The following is a 19,437-nucleotide window of genomic DNA, read 5'->3' on the forward strand; positions in this document are numbered from 1 at the left end:
TTTTACAATATATTTGCCAGTGTCGCAATCATAGTTGCTATTGATGCAACAGATGTTCCGATAGTCATCTTTTCAGCAATAGTCATCTTGTTGATTTCCTTTTCAGGTACAACAATTTCACATCCGGGTTTTGGCTTGGCATTTTGGCTAACCTTTGCAATAGTGCCGTTCATGTAAACAATGTATGTCTGGCTCTTCTTTGCCTTTTCGCTGAATCCGCCGGCCTGGTTAATGTAATATTTAGCCTTCTTGCCCTTCTGGAAACCTACGGTGTTAGGATACATCACAGCACCGTTTATCTTTACTGTTCCGTTATATTGCGGTACGATGATTTTGTCGCCTTCACGCAAAACGATATCTGCATCGCATCCGGGGTTGGCTAGGGCCTTGTCTAATTCTATTCCGACAGAATAGAACTCAGGTATTTCAAATTTCTTGATTTTCTCGCTGTCTTTAAGATCTCTTTTCTTGTTTTCCTTCGCAGCTTCTATTTCCATCTGTTCAGCCTCTTCCTTGGCTTTTTTGAGCACGGCTTCCATACGTGCGCGTTCGCTCTCGTTCACCTTTCTTTCGAGGCGTGCACCTGCAACATAGCCACGGTCGTTAACGCCGCCGGCACTCTTTATAAGGTCGCTCAGACGCTGATTCTTCTTAGAGAGCGTATATGTACCGCTGAACATTACTTCGCCTTCAACGATAACATTCTGCTGCTTGTAGTAGCCGGGACTCTTGCGGACATACACTTCGTCGAATGGCATGAGCTTGAAGCCGGGTGTACCGTCAATCACAAAACCGTCTTTCAGGGCGAATGTGTAAGTGCGGGCAATGACAGAGTCGGTTGTCAGTGCCTTCGGGTTTACAATTCGTCTTGACACATCCACTTTTACTGTTGAGGCTGTCTGCTTTAAGCCTCCTGCCTGCAAGACGAAGTCCTCAAGGGTTTCGTTGTCGGCATATCTGTAAATACCCGGGTATTGCACCTCTCCGTGTATTGTGATAGTCTGTTCTTCCATCATCTCCTGTTTAGTCGGGATGAACAGCACGTCATTGTTTTGTATAGGTATGTCAGGAACGGTGCCGTCTAATATGCCTTCAACGTCAACAGGAACGACCTCGAGTGTACGGTCTTTCTTCATTCTGTGCATTACGGCACGTGCAGTGAAGGCTTCTTCACGGAGACCGTCGGCGTGTTCGATAAGTGTTTTTACGCTGTTGATGTCGCCTCCTACCTGATACATTCCGGGACGGAACACGGCACCCTTGACCTCAACCATGTTAGAGAAGCGGGGCAGGATAGAGTCAACGCTTACAGAGTCCTCGTCTGCAAGATGGAATGCACTCATGTCAAATTCATCAACGTTGTAGACAGAATATTCTCTTCCTGTCTTTCTGACAATGCGTACAGATTTCTTATATGCATCTCCTGTAAATCCTCCGGCGTATTTCAGCAAGGTGCCAACACTTTCGTTACGCTTCATTTCATAGTACATCGGTCTTTTCACCTTTCCGGTAATATTTACCAGGCAGTCGTAAGGACCAACGGAAATGACGTCGTTGTCGGCAAGTCTGACGTTGCCTGTGAGTTTTCCGTTCAGGATATAGTCATAGATATCCACGACAGACACCAGTCGGTTATTTCTGTATACCTTGATGTTACGCATCGTACCTATATCGTTTGTACCGCCCGCCATATACAAGGCATGGAATACTGTTGCAAACGCAGGAAGAGTGTAGGTTCCAGGGTTTTTCACCTCACCCATCACGTTAATCATTATCGAGCGTGTCTGACCAACAGTTAGCTTTATCTTCGAACTGCTGTATCTTGCTCCTAACGTAGAGCGCAGGCGTGCATTTGCCTGTGCCACGGTCAGACCGCTTACCTGTACGGGGCCGAAACCTTCTATTGTTACTTCTCCGTCGGGTGAAACGGTGCTTTCTATAGTCTTTTGTGATGCGCCATATATGTCGATATAAACAGCGTCGCCCGGGCCTAAGATGTAATTCTGCGGGGTGGCGATGTTCATGTTGGGCTCGAACGTAAGGTCCTTGTTGTTGAAGATATCACGTCCGAACACTTTTTTCTTTCTTTTTTCTGCAAGGAGCTTTTCCAGCATGGCAGTTGTGTCAGGGATGAATGTGTTCAGTTCATCCTGCATCATCAGCCAGTCTTCGTTTGTCTCGTCATAGACAACTTCTTTTGATTTGCTCTTTTTCTTTTCTCTTGTATCTTTTATTCTGTATTGCGGTGATTCTTCGTCATCGTCGTTTTTGCTTGAGCCTTTCTTTCCGTTATTCTTTCTCTGGCGTCCGTTATCTTCTTCCGTGTCTTTGCTGCTTACGGTGCCAAGGCCTTTGTTCTTTGCCTGGCGTTCATATTTGTCTTTTACGCGCCTGATCTGTTCTATAGTTACGCCTTTCTGCATCAGTTTTGTTACAATCTGTGCCTGCGATGTGCCTTCGGCGTTTTCTTTCATTACAAATTTCAGTATCTGTTCGTCTGTCATTGACGATTGTGCCGTTGCATAACAAGGCAACAGCAGTGCGAATAAGAAAAGAATGATATATTTTTTCATATTAAATTAATTTCCACTTAAAATTTCTTGCCACTAATTATACTTGCGGCTGTACGCATTATTATGCTGAAGTCGAGCGCCAGCGAGCGGTTCTCGAGATAATGAATGTCCATCTGCAGACGTTTCAGCATCTTTTCCATGCTGTCAGTATAGCCATTATATAATGTGGCCTCGGATGTCAGTCCGGGCCTCATTTCATATATTAGCACATACGAATTGTCTATTTCCATTATCTGGTCGATATAGTACTTGCGTTCAGGGCGCGGTCCTACGAGCGACATGTCGCCGATAAGCACGTTCCAGAGCTGCGGCAGCTCGTCAAGATGATGCTCTCTTAAAAATCTTTCGGTTTTGGTCGAGTTGCTGTCATCACATTTAGCCACCAGCTGTGGTTTGTCCTCAGCCTTGCTGAGAGTTCTGAATTTATATATGGTAAACGGCTTGCCTCTGTATCCTATGCGTTCTTGCGAGAATATTGCAGGTCCGTTCTTTTGTCTTTTGAGCATTATATATATAATGAGGAACAATGGTGATAATATAATCAGTCCTAAAAAGGCTGATATAAAGTCGAAAGCCCTTTTTATTGCCCTTTGTGTAGCATTCATAGCATCATGGCTGCAGCTTATGCAGTCCGCCTCTTTCGTATAGACGTTGTTCACCTTCTAAAAAATATTGTTTCTCTATAATAACCCCAAATATTCAAATTTGTTGCAAAGGTAACACAAATAATTTGAAAAAAATGTTAGTTGCTCTCTGATTATTGAAAAAATAGCCATAAATTTGCGTATTCTTACAGAAAGAGTTATCTTTGCACGGATAAAACGTAGCTCCGGCACGTTTGGCAGATTGGGGTTGACCGGATTTGACAGCGGGTTGGAATGGTACGTAAGCACGCGGAGCGTCGTCTGTTGGCTCCTAAATCTCAGCGGTCAAAAATTTATCTGGCGAAAACAAATACGCTCTCGCTGCCTAATCGAAGCATAGTAGATTATCGGCTTAATCCAGTCACAAGGTGACAGGACGAGACACTGCTCGAAAGCTGTTGTTCCGAAGCGTTTCGGTAAAGCGGTGCGGTTAAATCGGAAATAGTCTTGTGCGGCCCCGCACTCAAGATGAAGTTTTAGGGGATAAGGTTGCAGTTGGTGGTCCGGGTCTTGCTGCAGCTCGAAAACCGAAGGCCGGAATAAGCGTGTAGAAAGCGTATGGTTTCCCTGTTTGGACGAGGGTTCGAATCCCTCCAGCTCCACACAAAAGGCGGTGTAAGCTTATTACGCCGCCTTTTTGTTTACTTTACGGCATATCTGTAATCTTTCCTGAACTTGCAGATTTAGTATGAAAATCTCTGTTTTATCCTGATTTCATGTGTTTTATGGTGATGAATTATGTGCATGAAACAAATATTAATGTATTGGTGACGAATAGTGGGGCGCTAATTGATTATAGTTTTTACCTTTGTACTCGGTATAGGTCTTTTACGGCATAAGCCATAAGCGGATGGCGCATATCTATGGCGAAGACCTATGCATGGACATGAAAAACTTTAATATTCTGATATATAGAGATATGAAAAAAACTAAAATTAGCTGCATTCTTGCGTCTGCATTGCTTGCCTTTTCGGCACAGACAGCCGGCGCTCAAACAGCAAGTGCCGCAAAGGCGCCTGCCACTGTTGCCCATACGGCATTGTTCGATTATTTCAGTTATAGTGGAGATGACGACATCTATAAGAAAGTGAAGCTCGAAGGCGAGGGCGGATTCTACAATCCGATACTTCCCGGATGGAATTCAGATCCGAGCATCTGCCGTGTTGGCGACGACTACTTTATGGTAACTTCAAGCTTCTCTTATTATCCAGGAGTGCCGTTGTTCCACAGCAAAGACCTCGTAAACTGGAAGCAGATCAGCTATATCCTCGACCGTCCGTCGCAGTTGCCTCTTGCCGGTCAGAAGGTTTCAGCAGGTATCTTTGCTCCTGCAATATCGTATAATCCTCACAACAAGACCTTTTATATGATAACCACAAACGTGGGGTGGGGCAACTTCTTCGTTAAGACAAAAGATCCGTTCGGCTCATGGTCGGAGCCAATCCGTCTGCCTGACGTAAAAGGCATAGACCCCTCATTCTTCTTTGACGACGACGGTAAGGCCTATATCGTAAACAATGACGAGCCCGAAGGCAAGGCTGAATACGACGGCCACAGGGCTATCCGCGTGCGCGAATTTGACGTAAATACCGACAAGACTGTTGGTCCTGAGAAGATTCTCGTGAACAAGGGCGTGCATCCGGAGGACAAGCCTATATGGATTGAGGGTCCTCATATGTATAAGATTAACGGTAAATATTTCCTGATGTCGGCCGAAGGCGGCACCAGCGACATGCACTCAGAGGTGATTTTCAGAAGCGACAGCCCGTTTGGACCTTTCGTTCCCGCCAAGAAGAATCCTATACTTACTCAGCGCGACCTTGATCCTAACCGCATAGACCCTGTTACATGTGCAGGTCATGCCGACCTCGTGCAGACTCCTTCCGGCGACTGGTGGGCTGTGTTCCTTGCATGCCGTCCTTGTGAGGGCAAGTTTGAGAATCTTGGACGTGAGACATTCCTCCTGCCTGTAAGCTGGACTGACGAAGGTTTCCCGCTCATACTTGAAAAGGGAAAAACCGTGCCTATGACAGGCAATGTAAAGGGAGCTGTACGCGGAAAGAACGTAACCTTCGGTAATTTTGCATACAACGACGATTTCTCTGAAAAGACACTGCCGCTCGACTGGTTCTCGCTTCGCGGTCCTGTTGACTCTATCTGCAGCACAAATGCCGTGCCCGGTTATCTGTCAATGAAATGCGTTGAGACCACAACTGCCGAGAAAGCCGTTCCGGCATACGTAGGCCGCCGCATACAGCATCATAAGTTTGAGTGCTCTTCACGTCTGGTTTTCGAGCCTCAGACTGTAAACGAGCGCGCAGGCATGCTGCTCTTCAAGGACGAGACACATCAGTATCTGCTTTGCGTTGCCAAGACGTCAGCCGGCAAGGCCGTTGAACTTAGAAAGACAGCTGACGGAGGCAAAGACGAAATATTGGCAAGTTCGGCTCTCGCAAAGGCCGACAAGGATATACGCCTGAAGATTGTTTCACGCGGTCTGACGTTCGACTTCTACTATGCAGTGGGCAAAGGCGAATGGAAACTGCTGAAGAACAACGTAGACGCCGGTTTCCTGTCGACACGCAACGCCGGCGGATTTACAGGCACCACCATCGGCCTGTATGCCACACGCGGATAATACATAATGGTAAAGGCAGTGCAGTCCGGATGCATTCTGGCATGGTTGAAACAGCCGGGGCACTGCCTGCCTTAAACAAATAACGGTCTGGGCTACAGACTGAAACAACACATTGACAGCCTTACAGACTGTTTCTGAAGGATGCATGTTGAAGATAAATGCGTCAAGTCTAAAATCGGTCATTGTCTTACTTCTATCTGCAGATTGAGGCTTCCGGCAGTCTTATTGCTTTCTGTTGGCGTCTTGCCGTCTGCCTTTTCTTGACATTGCCCGCAGTGTTTGCGGAGAATCAAACGGCAGCCGGTTAAATGTCAAAACGACAATAAGGTCGGATTAAAATAACCGATTTGGCTTAAAATATGCGAAACATTAACCAAAATAGAAACATTCTGTGAAAATTGTCAGCATAAATAACGTTACAAATCAAATCTGTTTACGTTCTTTCTTTAAAAGAAACATAACAATGGACAGATACGCAAAATCTTTATTATCATTAATTTTAATGTTGCCGGTGTTCGCCAACGGGGCTGATGCCGGCAACACTATTGTAGTGCCAGAGAAAGAGAACGTAGGAGCAGCCGCAATGCCTGCCGACATAGCTCCTGTAGACGAAGCGCCCTTCAAGCTGAAGAAGATAAGGCGCCCCGAATTTCCCGATCGCCGCGAAACCGTGGGCAAGGCCGACGTTTCGGCATCGGGCAAGATAACTCCTGCAATCAATGAAAAGATAGAACGCCTCTCTAAACGTGGCGGCGGCACCGTGGTTGTGCCTGCCGGCAAGTGGTATTCAGGCAGAATAGAACTGAAGAGCAACGTGGAGCTTCGCCTGGATGAAGGTGCCGTGATAGAGTTCTCGGGCGAGGTAGACGACTATCAGCCTGCCGTGTTCACGCGTCATGAGGGCGTCGAGGTTATGGGTGCCGGTGCGTTTATATATGCCAACGGCGCAAAGAACATAGCCCTTACGGGCAAAGGCGTGATTATGGGTCCGCCGATGGACGTTCCCATGCGCAAGTTCCCTAACGGCAAAAGCGTAGTTGAGAACGACATCGATTACCGTATGCCCGTCAAAGAGCGCCTGTGCGACGGCAAGGAAGGCCGCACGTTCTACCGCCCCAAGTCGTTTTCGCCCATCAATTGCAAGAACGTGCTCGTTGAGGGTGTAACCTTCGAGCGCAGCCTTCTGTGGAACGTTAATCCCGTTTATTGTGAGAACGTGATAATAAGAGGTATAACCGTAAATTCTACAGACGTGCCGAGCGGCGACGGCATAGACATCTCTTCATGCAAGAACGTGCTTATAGAATACTCTACGCTCAACTGCGGCGACGACTGCTTCACGCTGAAGGCCGGACGATGCGAAGACGGACTGCGCGTCAACCGTCCTACAGAGAATGTGCTCATACGCTACTGTCTCGCCAAGGACGGTCACGGAGGCATCACCTGCGGCAGCGAGACGGCAGGAGGTATACGCCGTGTGTATCTTCACGACTGCGTGTTCTATGGCACACGCACGGGCTTCCGCTTCAAGACAAGGCGCAACCGCGGCGGAACCGTTGAAGACATCACCTATGAGAACATAAGACTGGTGAACGTGCGCGAGGCTTTCACGTGGGATTTGCTCGGTTCAAAGATGTATATGGGTGAGCTTGCGCGCCGCTATCCGCCGCTCGACATCACTCCGCTTACGCCTACGGTTAAGGACATAACCATACGCAACTTCATAGTTGAGTCGGCCGACAGGCTAATGACTGTCAACGGCATACCTGAGATTCCGTGTTCTGGCGTGCTACTTGAGAACGGCAGTGTCAGGACCAACAGGATAATAAAGACGCTCAACGATGCCGACGGACTGACGCTGCGCAACATGGAGATACAGGCCACAGACAACACGATGGTGATAGACGACAGCCGCAACGTGCTCTTCGACAATGTTACGTTCTATGTGCCCGACGGCGCGCTCAACATGGACATAAAGGGCAGCAAGGCTTCGGGCATAGTCATCCGCAGCAATGGTGCAGACGTGGTCTGCAAGCCGGGATTGAACAAAATTTAGTGTTTTGTTTTTATATATTTTAATTCTGTTTAAACATAGTGACTGAAACGCTCATGCAGGCTTGGCTTCTGTGTGAGCGTTACTTTTTTATCCTAAATCTGCCAATTATAATCCGCAGGATTTTTGTTTTTATATTGAGCATGCTTCTGTCTGAGTTTTAGTGTGTATTGACGGTATGCCATTCTTTGGCAAGTGTTGGTTTATGATTGGGACATTTGAATATTGATAAGTGTAAGCATATTGAGGCTTATGCCGTTCATAATGATATTTTGCCTTTGTATGGATTTTCAGACAAAATAGAAAATATGTGTCCGATAATATGCCGCTTTTGTGCGTCCGGCAGCATCCCGGTCTGCAAAATGCCGCCTTTCGTGTTGCCGTTTGTGGCCTTTTGCATCCTAAAAAGCCACCTTTTGCCATGCGTTATGCCTTATATCATGAGTGAATTTTGAGGCAAAATGCCGCTGTTTTAGTGCCAGGAAAATGCACACTGATGCTCTTTGCCGTGTCAACATGTTGCAGTATAGCAGTTTACGCTTGCACACAAAAACTGCGGAATTTTACGTCCTGCGGAAAGAAATTTTAGAATAGCAAGATTCTGGAGCGTTGACAGAAATCACAACGTAAGCACCGTGTCCGCCGTGCCGGCAATATGTCAGCATGCACAGACCATTGTCGCACACCATTTTATAATGTCTTTTCATGGGTGCGCTGATGCTCTTCGTGTGTAGAGACATCACGGTTGCGTATGTCGTTTTCTGCTGATGTTATGATTTTCCTTTGCTTCCTTGATGCGGTCGCGTATGTGGCTGAATTGTTTTAGTATACTGATTTTTATTTGATTTCAGGCTCTCCTGTTGCGCTTCGTCCTGAATCTTAACTTTGTTGTCCTGCTCCTTGGGCCGCCGTCCGCGCAGCGTCATTCTCTTATCTGTGTCCTATTTGTTTATCTTGCTTTCGTCCATATACTTCTCCAGATAGTCGAGCCCTTTGTTTGTGCAGCACCCGCGCATGTAGACCGTTATGAAGGTGTGGAATATCTCCTTCAGCGAATACTTGCGGTACATCTTTGTCTGCATAACATAGTTCATGGCGGCGTCGCTCATCTTGTGCACGATGTCATAGTTGATGTCGCCCCTGAAGAATCCGTGCTCTATGCCTTTCTTCATGAAGAGGTACGAGTTGGCGCGCTGTCTCTCGTTATACTCTTGCAGAAAAGCTACAATCTTAGAGTATTTCTGCGTTTCAAGAAAGAAGCGCGGATTGATGGTTCCCAGGTCTCTCAGCTTGGCTTTAAGGAAGAAGGCTATGACGTCCATCTCGTTGTCCGTCTTTTCGGCATACTCCTGCAGCTGCTTGGTCATCTTCTCAGAGTCGTGCTTTACACACTCGTAAAGCAGGTCTTCCTTGTTGCTGTAAATCTCATACAGGGTGCGTTTGGATATTCCCATTTCTGTGGCAATATCGTCCATCTTCACAGCCCTGATTCCCTTCTGTTTGAAGAGCTGCATCGACGTTTCGAGTATCCTTGTTTTCAGATTTTCACGATAAACTGTTATGTTGCCTGTTTTGCGCATAAACACTATTCTTATTTTATTTGCAAAGTTAATAATTTTTCTAAAAAAACTATTTGCTTTCCTTTATTTTTATTACATTTGCATGACTTTTCATGATAAAGTGAAATGGTTATAAGGTAAAAGACAATACAAAATAAGATAACAGAAAACGCCTATGGTAAACATAACAAAAGAGGCCGCTCTTGCATATCACAAGAACGGGAAACCCGGAAAAATAGAAGTTAAACCGACAAAGCCCTACAGTACGCAAACCGACCTTAGTCTGGCCTACTCGCCGGGCGTTGCGTTTCCGTGCCTTGAGATACAGAAAACTCCCGATGACGCATATAAATACACCGCCAAGGGCAACCTGGTTGCCGTGATAAGCAACGGCACCGCCGTGCTCGGTCTGGGCGACATCGGAGCCATGAGCGGCAAACCCGTCATGGAGGGCAAGGGGCTCTTGTTTAAGATTTATGGCGGCATCGACGTGTTCGACATTGAGGTTGACGAAAAAGACCCCGAAAAGTTCTGCGAGGCTGTAGAGAAGATAGCCCCCACGTTCGGCGGCATCAACCTTGAAGACATAAAGGCTCCTGAATGTTTCTACATCGAAGAGCGCCTGAAGCGCACGCTCGACATCCCCGTGATGCACGACGACCAGCACGGCACGGCCATCATATCTGCCGCCGGACTGAAGAACGCTCTCGAGGTGAACGGCAAGGACATATCAAAGGTTAAGATTGTTGTCAACGGAGCAGGTGCGGCAGCCATATCATGTACAAAGCTGTATATGGCTCTCGGCGCAAAGCGCGAGAACATCGTGATGCTCGACTCTAAAGGCGTTATCACCAGTGACCGCGAAAACCTTACGGAGCAGAAGAAGCTCTTTGCTACCGACCGCCGCGACGTGCATACACTCGAGGAGGCTGTAAAGGGAGCCGACGTGTTTGTCGGTCTTTCCAAGGGCAACGTGCTCACTCAGGACATGGTAAGGTCGATGGCCGACCAGCCCATTGTGTTCGCCCTGGCTAACCCCGTGCCCGAGATTTCTTATGAGGAAGCCATGGCCAGCCGTCCCGACGTGCTCATGTCTACCGGCCGTTCTGACTATCCTAACCAGATTAACAACGTTATCGGCTTCCCGTATATCTTCAGAGGCGCTCTCGACGTTCATGCCTCTGCCATAAACGAGGAGATGAAGCTTGCCGCCGTCCACGCTATTGCCAACCTGGCAAAGCAGCCTGTGCCCGATGTCGTTAACGACGCATATCAGGTAAACAACCTTACTTTCGGTCCGTCTTACTTCATTCCGAAACCTGTCGACCCGCGCCTCATCACCGAAGTGTCGGCAGCCGTTGCCAAGGCAGCCATAGAGAGTGGGGTGGCACGCACCACGATAACCGACTGGGACGAATACAAGAACCACCTGCGCGAGATGCTCGGACAGGAAACCAAGCTCACGCAGAAGCTATATGATACAGCACGCAAGCACCCGCAGCGCGTTGTCTTTGCCGAAGGCATACACCCTACGATGCTCAAGGCTGCCGTACAGGCAAGGAACGAGGGCATCTGCCAGCCTATCCTGCTGGGCAACGACGAGCGCATAATGAAGCTTGCCAAGGAACTCGACCTTAATCTCGACGGCATAGAGATAGTAAATCTGCGCCACGACAACCAGAACGACCGCCGTGAACGCTATGCACGCATACTTGCCGAGAAGCGCAAACGCCAGGGCTACACCTTCCAGGAAGCCAACGACAAGATGTTTGAGCGCAACTATTTCGGTATGATGATGGTTGAGACCGGCGAGGCCGACGCCTTCATCACGGGTCTTTACACCAAGTATTCAAACACCATCAAGGTGGCAAAGGAGGTTATCGGCATACAGCCCGGATACAACCATTTTGGCACGATGCATATCATCAACTCCAAGAAGGGTGTGTTCTACATGGCCGACACGCTTATCAACCGCCATCCTGACAAGGACGTGCTCGTAGACATTGCACGTCTGAGCGCAATGACCGTAAGATTCTTCAACGAAGAGCCGAGGATAGCCATGATAAGCTATTCAAACTTCGGTTCCGACGAGATAGGCAGTCCGGCTCAGGTTCATGCTGCCGTTGAGGCTATGCAGACACGTTATCCTGACCTGGCCATCGACGGCGAGATGCAGGTAAACTTTGCTCTCGACAACAAGCTGCGCGACGCCAAGTATCCGTTCTCGCGCCTTAAGGGTAAGGATGTCAACACGCTTGTGTTCCCTAACCTCAGCAGTGCCAACAACGCATACAAGCTGTTGCGTGCAATGAATTCTGACGCAGAGATTATCGGTCCTATCCAGATGGGTCTTAACAAGCCTATACACTTCACCGACTTCGAGTGCAGCGTACGCGATGTTGTCAACATCACTGCCGTGGCAGTTATCGACGCTTACGTGCAGAAGATAAAGGAGAACAGACAATAACGGCGCAGCTGCCTGCGATATAGCATTATGTATGACGGCTCCAATGATGTAACGACATGTCATCGGAGCCGTCGTCCGTTTTACCAAAAATCCTGATTGCTGATTTGGGCTTATGCCTCATGTCAGGGCAACGCCATGCCTGACGGCTTTAACTGAATGAGGTGTGTATAATATAAAAAGTGTGAAAAACTTTATCTTTCATGTCACTGACGGCCTTGTCATACGTCTCTGACAATAGAAACAAATGACATAATTAACAACAAAACGACACTATTATGAAAAAGCTGTTTATTCTGGCGCTGGCAGCAATGTTCTGCATGGCCGGCTTTGCCAAAAGCACACAAGAGGTAATCAACGAAATCACAAAGTCTACAGGTGCTCAGACCATAACGCTCAGCAAGGACCTTATTGTTGCGCAGGCTGCCGCCATGCCTGAAAATGTCAAGGCTCTCCTGTCTAATCTTGACGGCGGCACTCTCGTCCTGCTGTCTGAGGGCACCGACGAGCAGATAAAGACATTCAACGACAGGGTGGGAGAGATAGACTCTGAAGCTTATGAAGCTATGGCTTCGTTCGTTGACGAGTCAGACACCATAAAAGTATTCGGCAAGTGTGAGGGCGACTATGTTACCGAACTTTTCATCGCCTTTTCAGACGATGAAGATTGTGCCCTTATCGACGTTACCGGCAAGATAAGCAAGGAAGATGCCATGAAGCTCCTGAACAAAGACATGTTGCAGCAGATTCTTTAACCGTAAACAGGTCAACGCTCCGCATATTCTTCAGCAAGTAGACGGCTGAAAGCATGAATGCACAAAACAGATAATGCTGTGTGCGGGCTAATAACCTATTGTGGTTTAAGTTAAAGAAAGGTTTATATAAAAACGGACAAATGCCGGCTGTTGTGCCTGTGCATTTGTCCGTTTCCTTTTTATAGTCAAGGCATCATAGCCTTTTGTATGTCTTCATTGTGTGCGGCATCGCTGCCACACCCTCATTCTTCTTACAGTCTTATAATCTGCTTCACGCCCTTCACGTTGCGCAGCTTCTTTATCAGCTGTTCCAGTTTCGATGTGTCCTCCACGTTTACCACGAGGTTACCGCGGAACAGTCCGTCGTTGCTGTCAATGTTTATGCTGCGCATCATGATGTTCTCCTCTTTCGATATAATGCTCGTTATGTTGTTCACGATGCCTATGTCGTCGTTTCCTATAATCTTCAGCGTGATAGAGTATTGCGATTTGCCCTTTCCGCTCCACATCGCCTTCACCACTCTGTAGCCGAATCGCTTTCTCAGTTCGGGTGCATTGGGGCAGTCGGTGCGGTGAATCTTTATTCCGCCGTTCACGGTTACAAATCCGAACACATCGTCGCCGTATATCGGGTGGCAGCATTTCGACAGCGTATAGTCCACGCCTTTAAGGTTCTGGTCAATCACCAGCACGTCGTCGTTCGAGTAGGCAATCTCCTCGTTGGGGTTCTCAAAGCTAAACTCTTTCGCACTTCTTGCCGGAGCCGTTGGTGCGGTGTTGTTGTCGAACATCAGCACCTGCTGATACGTTTCTATTGTCTGGTTCACGTCGAGGCTTCCGTCAGCCATGTCTTTGTAGAAGTCGTTTGCCTCCTTATATCCCAGTTTCTTTATCAGGTGCGACACGGCACTCTCGTCAAAGTCGATCTTTCGGTTTTTCAGTCGGCGTTCAAACATCTCCTTTGCATACGCTCCGTCTTTCACCATAAGGTCTTTTATGGCCATTCTTATCTTCGACTTTGCGCGGCTTGTCTTCACGATGTTCACCCAGTCCTGTTTCGGCTTTTGCGTGCTCGACGTCATAATTTCCACCTGGTCGCCGTTTTTCAGTATGTATCTGAAAGTAACCGCCTTGTTGTTTATCCTTGCTCCCGTGCAGTGGTTGCCTATGTTAGAGTGTATGCGGTAGGCAAAGTCGAGCACGGTGGCTCCTTTCGGAAACTTCATAAGGTCGCCTTTGGGCGTAAACACAAACACCTCGTCCTCATAAAGATCCATCTTAAACTGGTCTATCACCTGCAGGTCGTCTTTGTTCTCCAGCGCCGTCCTTATGCTGTTGAGCCATTCGTCAAGTCCGCTTTCGCCCTTCACGCCCTTGTATCTCCAGTGGGCAGCCAGTCCTCTTTCTGCCACCTCGTCCATGCGCTCTGTGCGTATCTGCACCTCCACCCATTTGTTTTCAGGTCCGAGCACGGTTATGTGCAGACTCTCGTATCCGTTCGACTTAGGCACGCTCAGCCAGTCGCGCATACGTTTCGGGTTAGGCTGATACATGTTTGTTATTATGGCGAACACCTGCCAGCACTGCATCTTCTCCAGTTCTGCCGGCGAGTCGAGTATTATTCTTATTGCAAACAGGTCATATATGCCTTCAAAGCCGCATTGCTGCTTCTTCATCTTCTGCCAGATGCTGTGAATGCTCTTTGTGCGTCCCTTCATGTGAAACTTCAGTCCGGCCTCTTTCAGCTTCTTGTCTATAGGCGTTATGAACTTTTCTATATAAGCGTCGCGGCTTTTCTTTGTCTCGTTGAGTTTCGCCTTAATCATGTAGTAGGCGTCGTGCTCAAGATATTTCAGGCTCAGGTCTTCCAGCTCGCTTTTCAGCTTATACAGTCCCAGTTTGTGTGCCAGCGGGGCATACAGATAGCTTGCCTCCTCGCTCACCTTCATCTTTGCCTCCGTGTTCGTGGTGTCCCTTATCTGCCTCATCAGGTTTACCCTGTCGGCAATCATTATCAGTATCACCCTCATGTCCTCGGCAAACGACAGCAGCAGGTTTCTGAAGTTTTCGCTCTCTATCACCGGATTCTTCTTATACAGTTCCTGTATGCTTCTGAGTCCGTGAATTATGGTAGATACGTTTTTTCCGAAGTTCTTTTCTATTTCCTCAAGCGAGTTGTCGTTTTCAGCCACGCTTGTATATAGAAGTATGGCCATCACGCCGTCGCGCTTCAGTCCAATCTCGCTTACGGCAATTTGTGCGGTCTGCAGACTCAGCAGTATGGGGTTCATTCCAAACACATCGCGCTGTATAAGGTCGTTTTCGAGAGCGGTTTTCAGATGCCTGAAGACGTTTTTCTCGTCTTCTCTTTTCAGCATGCCGTGTGCGTTCTCGCGCAGTCCGCGTATTATGTTTACAATGTCGTTTCTCTCTTTTTTGGTAAAGAACAGTTTTTCAGCCATATCCTTCTTGTGTGTTAAGGGCATTGCCGCCTGTTGGCGTCTGCCGTTGATGAATCTATCTTAAAATGTCCGGCTTTGGCTTGTCTTCCATGTTTCAGCATGCGTGCCGGCGTGTATGCTTACAGGTTAATAATGCCTTTGCACGGCAACTTTTCATGGTCTGCCGGAGTACATTGTTATGCAAACTTACACATTTTTCCTGATATTTTCGGATGTTCTTTCAAATAAATTAAATAATAAGGCATTTCTGACAATAAGTAATAACTTTTTAATATCTAAAGTTATGTTTTTTAAGAAAAAAACTATATATTTGTAACTGATTTACTGAAACCTTATAAAATTATAATACTTATGTTATCACCAGAAGACTTAAAGCAGATTGCCGAAAAAGGCATAACCGAAGAACAAGTAGCAACCCAACTCGAAGAGTTTAAAAAAGGCTTTCCTTTCCTGAAGCTCGAGGCAGCAGCAGGCATAGGCCGTGGCGTCATTGCTCCTGCCGACAGTGAGCGTGCCGACTATATCGCAAGGTGGGAAGCCTATAAGGCAGAAGGCAAGAAGATCGTAAAGTTTGTTCCTGCCAGTGGAGCTGCCAGCCGTATGTTCAAGGATATGTTCGCTTTTCTCGGCGCTGACTATGACGAACCGCGTACTGACTTCGAAAAGAAATTCTTCGACAACATAGAGAAGTTTGCTTTCTATGATGAGCTTAACGCAGCTTGCGTAAAGAATGAGGGCAAGGACATTGCAGCCCTTGTTGCTGCCGGCAACTACAAGGCTGTTGTTGCCAATATGCTCGAGTCTAGGGGCCTTAACTACGGACAGCTGCCTAAGGGCCTGCTGCTCTTCCACAGATATGAAGACGGCGTGCGCACTCCTCTCGAGGAGCATCTTGTTGAGGGAGCATTATATGCGTCAAGCGCAGGCGAGGCTAATGTTCACTTCACCGTAAGCCATGAGCATAAGGCTCTGTTTGAGAAGAAGGTGGCTGAGAAGAAAGACAAATATGTTGCCAAGTTCGGCATCAACTACAATATCTCTTTCTCTGAGCAGAAGCCCAGCACCGACACTATTGCCGCCAATCCGGACAACACTCCGTTCCGCAATGCCGACGGTTCTCTGTTGTTCCGTCCCGGAGGTCATGGCGCTCTCATCCAGAATCTTAACGACATCGACGCCGACGTAATCTTTGTAAAGAACATTGACAACGTTGTACCCGATCGTCTTAAGAACGACACCGTAACCTACAAGCAGCTCATTGCCGGAATTCTTGTAACGTTGCAGGAAAAGGTGTTCAGCTATCTGCGCCTGCTCGACAGCGGCGAGTATAGCAATTCACAGATTGAAGAAATCATACGTTTCGTTCAGAACGATCTGTGCTGCCGCAAGCCAGACATCAAGAATCTTGAGGATGCCGACCTCGTTATCTATCTGCGCTCAAAGCTCAACCGTCCTATCCGTGTCTGCGGAGTTGTTAAGAACGTTGGCGAGCCGGGCGGAGGTCCGTTCCTTACCTACAATCAGGACGGCACCATCAGTCTGCAGATACTTGAGAGCAGTCAGATTGACAAGAGCAACACCGAATACATGAAGATGTTCACCGAGGGTACACACTTCAATCCCGTTGACCTCGTTTGTGCCGTTAAGAACTATAAGGGCGAGCCGTTCAATCTGCCTGACTATGTTGACAAGACAACAGGATTTATCAGCAGCAAGAGCAAGAACGGCAAGGAGCTGAAGGCTCTCGAGTTGCCGGGCTTGTGGAATGGTGCTATGAGCAACTGGAACACAGTGTTCGTAGAAGTTCCTCTGTCAACATTCAACCCCGTAAAGACCGTCAACGACCTTCTTCGCGAGCAGCATCAATAAGATAAAAATAGAGAATTGGGATTCTTTACATGCCCAATTCTCTATTTTCTTTATTATATAATATATTTTTTGTTTCATAATTAGCATCGCTGAACTGCGTTTCATAATTTATAAATAGCTAATGTTGAACTACGTTTCATAATTAGCTATGCTGAACTTCGTTTGCGCTTAGTGCCAATGTAAACAATAAGGCGGGCTGAAAATCACAATACATTTGGATTTTTCGTTTTTCACTTTTAACTTTTCATTTTCGTAAGACGCACTACGTTGCCATTGTGCCGGCTGATCTGTGCTTTCGAGGCGGGAGTTAAAGGAGTTATCGCTCACTTAGGTGAGCTGGTAGTTAGAGTCAAATGCCTTGTTGATTCTTTTCAATGTATTACTATCGATAATAATTAACATAGCGCACGCACTACGTTGCTATTGTACCGGCGGATCTGCGCTCCGCCGGAATTGAGTATAAGGATCTCCTGATCCGCTTAAAATACCGCTGTCTTACGAAGTGAATAATGAAAAATCTAATGATAATTTTGCATTAAAAATATAAAGTGATGTCAAATAGGAAGTAATCGGATCAAAGATCCTTATATTTAATTCCGGCGGAGCGCAGATCCGCCGGAACATTAGCTTTATTGGTTCTTATCGCAAGCACTACGCGAGTGAAAAATACAATTGACAATAATCGACGAAACGCACGCACTACGTTTGGTATTGTGCCGGCTGATTTGCAATCTGCCGGAATTAAATATAAGGATCTATGATCCGCTAAAAATACCGCTGCCTTATGAAGTGAGTAATAAAAAATCTAATGATAATTTTGCATTAAAAGTATAAGATGATGCTAAATAGGAAGTAATCGGATTAAATAAATCCTGATATTCATTTCCGGCAGATTAATTCTATTGATTGTCGGCTGCGCTCGGCATAACCAAATGAGATTTGCTTCTGCTCTCACTTGCACGACAATTGCAAATCAGCCGGCACATTAGCCTTGTTGGTTCTTTTCGTACGCACTACGTTAGCATTTGGATTTTTCACTCTTCACTCTTCACTTCCGTCAGGCGTTTTTCACTTTTAATTTTTCATTTTTAATTAGCTAACGCTGAACTTCGTTTGCGCTTTGCGCCGACTCTTCCTGATGCCATGTCTGATATATACAATATTCCGGTAGCTTTGTCCCTTGCATTAAATTCTATGTAGTAGATATCTTCAAGGTCGTAGCCGGATTTTGAAGAGTCCCAAGACATTGAGCCAGAGCCTTTGCCTACGGTTTTCAGTTCTTCTCTATAATATTTGTCGCCGTTTGCCGTTTTCACTTTACATGTAATGCCCAGTGTGTATGTGCCTTCCTTCTTTAAATTATAGTCAAGGTTGTAATACTTTGTCAGCGTAGGCGTAATGGTCAGTATATAATTCTTTCCCGGTGTCTCAACCGATGTCTCTTCATAATATATTATTTTGTTGCCCGTCTTGTGATACGGTCTTATGTAATATGTTGTGCCGCGTTTCAGCGTTGTTCCGCTGTTGCCGATAATCCGTGAAAAACCGTTCAGACATTCATCATTCTCGTTCAGCTTTATTATTGCGTTTTCAATAGTGGGTTTGGGTGATGTTCCAATGCAGAATCCTGTTTTGTCAGGCAGTCCTGTTGTGCTGTTTTTTGTCAGCCCCACGGCTATACATGGTCTTTCACCGTCCTGCACAAAGTTTACTTTTGTTTTCAGTGCCTTTGATGTTACCACGTTTTCAGAGCTGCCTTCGCCATCTCCGTCGTCGTTACCTTCACTGTTGCCTATGCAGATGTCAATCAGAGTCTTGTCTGGCAGTTCATCGCTGTCAATTTTGAAATACCACAGGTCATCTTTCTTTACCGTTGTCAGCAGACCGTTAACAAGCGTCTTATATTGCGTTGTAACCTTGGCATATCCCTGGTTTCCCGACACAAAGTTAAGTTCCATGTCATATTGGTGCCATGGGTCGCTCCATCCTTCAGGGTCTGGCGATGCCTGATAATACATCACCGTCATGCTTACCGTCGCCTTGCTCTGGCTCGTTTTTACGTATGCATATTTCGTTACGCCTATCATCTGCACAGCCGAATAGCTCAGCACGTTTGGCGTACCTTGCTTGTCTACATACAATGCCATGGCCCTGTATAGTTTTCCTTCATATTCATAATAGAACTTCAGTTCGTGTCCGTTCAGGTTTTCTAAAGCCATGTCCTCGTGTGTTCCGTCTGTAGTGCCGTCTTCGTCGCTGTCACTTCCGCATCCTGTTGTGCATAATGCCACGCACACCATCATCATGTACGTAATAAGTTTTGATGTAAATTCTTTCATGGTGTTTTTCTTATATTCCACGTTTTATCGTGGGTTATCATTCTCTTTAATAATTCTTACAAAACATTTTTTGCAAAGATA

Annotated in this window: 10 protein-coding genes and 1 other RNA gene; 6 read left to right on the plus strand and 5 right to left on the minus strand. The window is 46.8% G+C overall.

The window, feature by feature from the left end; all coding sequences use genetic code 11:
* Positions 1 to 2: 2 nt before the first annotated feature.
* Complete coding sequence (locus ACZMIG_RS02315; RefSeq protein ID WP_487888981.1) at positions 3 to 2,573, minus strand: SLBB domain-containing protein; 2,571 nt, start codon at positions 2,571 to 2,573, stop codon at positions 3 to 5.
* 17 nt (positions 2,574 to 2,590) lie between these two features.
* Positions 2,591 to 3,178, minus strand: coding sequence for a sugar transferase (locus ACZMIG_RS02320; RefSeq protein WP_053398628.1), 588 nt, complete (start codon positions 3,176 to 3,178; stop codon positions 2,591 to 2,593).
* Between the two features lie 243 nt (positions 3,179 to 3,421).
* On the opposite strand from ACZMIG_RS02320, the gene ssrA reads away from it, so the two are divergent.
* From ssrA to ACZMIG_RS02335, 3 genes are all read left to right on the plus strand, one after another.
* Positions 3,422 to 3,822: a transfer-messenger RNA gene (gene ssrA / locus ACZMIG_RS02325) on the plus strand.
* 314 nt (positions 3,823 to 4,136) lie between these two features.
* A complete protein-coding gene (locus ACZMIG_RS02330; protein ID WP_302698383.1) occupies positions 4,137 to 5,855 on the plus strand; it encodes a family 43 glycosylhydrolase in 1,719 nt (572 codons plus the stop codon).
* A 463-nt stretch (positions 5,856 to 6,318) separates the two neighbouring features.
* Positions 6,319 to 7,911 (plus strand): glycoside hydrolase family 28 protein, encoded by a 1,593-nt coding sequence (locus ACZMIG_RS02335; protein WP_487888982.1) that lies wholly within the window; start codon positions 6,319 to 6,321, stop codon positions 7,909 to 7,911.
* A gap of 938 nt (positions 7,912 to 8,849) precedes the next feature.
* Here ACZMIG_RS02335 and ACZMIG_RS02340 read toward each other — a convergent pair.
* Positions 8,850 to 9,488, minus strand: a complete 639-nt coding sequence (locus ACZMIG_RS02340) for a TetR/AcrR family transcriptional regulator (protein ID WP_021855392.1) — start codon at positions 9,486 to 9,488, stop codon at positions 8,850 to 8,852.
* 154 nt (positions 9,489 to 9,642) lie between these two features.
* Here ACZMIG_RS02340 and ACZMIG_RS02345 point away from each other — a divergent pair, with 154 nt between their 5' ends.
* Both ACZMIG_RS02345 and ACZMIG_RS02350 read left to right on the plus strand, forming a co-directional pair.
* Entirely contained in the window at positions 9,643 to 11,934 is a 2,292-nt protein-coding gene (locus tag ACZMIG_RS02345; protein WP_287601649.1) for an NADP-dependent malic enzyme, read from the plus strand.
* Positions 11,935 to 12,209: 275 nt separating this feature from the next.
* Positions 12,210 to 12,686 carry a DUF4252 domain-containing protein gene (locus ACZMIG_RS02350; protein ID WP_021855394.1) on the plus strand — a complete coding sequence of 159 codons (477 nt, stop codon included), beginning with the start codon at positions 12,210 to 12,212 and terminating at the stop codon, positions 12,684 to 12,686.
* 251 nt (positions 12,687 to 12,937) lie between these two features.
* Here the strand turns inward: ACZMIG_RS02350 and ACZMIG_RS02355 are convergent, their stop codons facing one another.
* Complete coding sequence (locus ACZMIG_RS02355; protein WP_021855395.1) at positions 12,938 to 15,148, minus strand: RelA/SpoT family protein; 2,211 nt, start codon at positions 15,146 to 15,148, stop codon at positions 12,938 to 12,940.
* A gap of 351 nt (positions 15,149 to 15,499) precedes the next feature.
* On the opposite strand from ACZMIG_RS02355, the gene ACZMIG_RS02360 reads away from it, so the two are divergent.
* Positions 15,500 to 17,017, plus strand: a complete 1,518-nt coding sequence (locus ACZMIG_RS02360) for a DUF4301 family protein (RefSeq protein WP_443983269.1) — start codon at positions 15,500 to 15,502, stop codon at positions 17,015 to 17,017.
* Positions 17,018 to 18,105: 1,088 nt separating this feature from the next.
* Here ACZMIG_RS02360 and ACZMIG_RS02365 read toward each other — a convergent pair.
* A complete protein-coding gene (locus ACZMIG_RS02365; RefSeq protein WP_487888983.1) occupies positions 18,106 to 19,356 on the minus strand; it encodes a hypothetical protein in 1,251 nt (416 codons plus the stop codon).
* Positions 19,357 to 19,437: the final 81 nt, after the last annotated feature.

The organism is Xylanibacter sp. (assembly GCF_057607445.1).

Bases quoted from the DNA above. Each gene is read 5' to 3' on its own strand.
- ACZMIG_RS02315 (WP_487888981.1), bottom strand. From the start codon at position 2,573: ATGAAAAAATATATCATTCTTTTCTTATTCGCACTGCTGTTGCCTTGT.
- ACZMIG_RS02320 (WP_053398628.1), bottom strand. From the start codon at position 3,178: ATGAATGCTACACAAAGGGCAATAAAAAGGGCTTTCGACTTTATATCA.
- ACZMIG_RS02330 (WP_302698383.1), top strand. From the start codon at position 4,137: ATGAAAAAAACTAAAATTAGCTGCATTCTTGCGTCTGCATTGCTTGCC.
- ACZMIG_RS02335 (WP_487888982.1), top strand. From the start codon at position 6,319: ATGGACAGATACGCAAAATCTTTATTATCATTAATTTTAATGTTGCCG.
- ACZMIG_RS02340 (WP_021855392.1), bottom strand. From the start codon at position 9,488: ATGCGCAAAACAGGCAACATAACAGTTTATCGTGAAAATCTGAAAACA.
- ACZMIG_RS02345 (WP_287601649.1), top strand. From the start codon at position 9,643: ATGGTAAACATAACAAAAGAGGCCGCTCTTGCATATCACAAGAACGGG.
- ACZMIG_RS02350 (WP_021855394.1), top strand. From the start codon at position 12,210: ATGAAAAAGCTGTTTATTCTGGCGCTGGCAGCAATGTTCTGCATGGCC.
- ACZMIG_RS02355 (WP_021855395.1), bottom strand. From the start codon at position 15,148: ATGGCTGAAAAACTGTTCTTTACCAAAAAAGAGAGAAACGACATTGTA.
- ACZMIG_RS02360 (WP_443983269.1), top strand. From the start codon at position 15,500: ATGTTATCACCAGAAGACTTAAAGCAGATTGCCGAAAAAGGCATAACC.
- ACZMIG_RS02365 (WP_487888983.1), bottom strand. From the start codon at position 19,356: ATGAAAGAATTTACATCAAAACTTATTACGTACATGATGATGGTGTGC.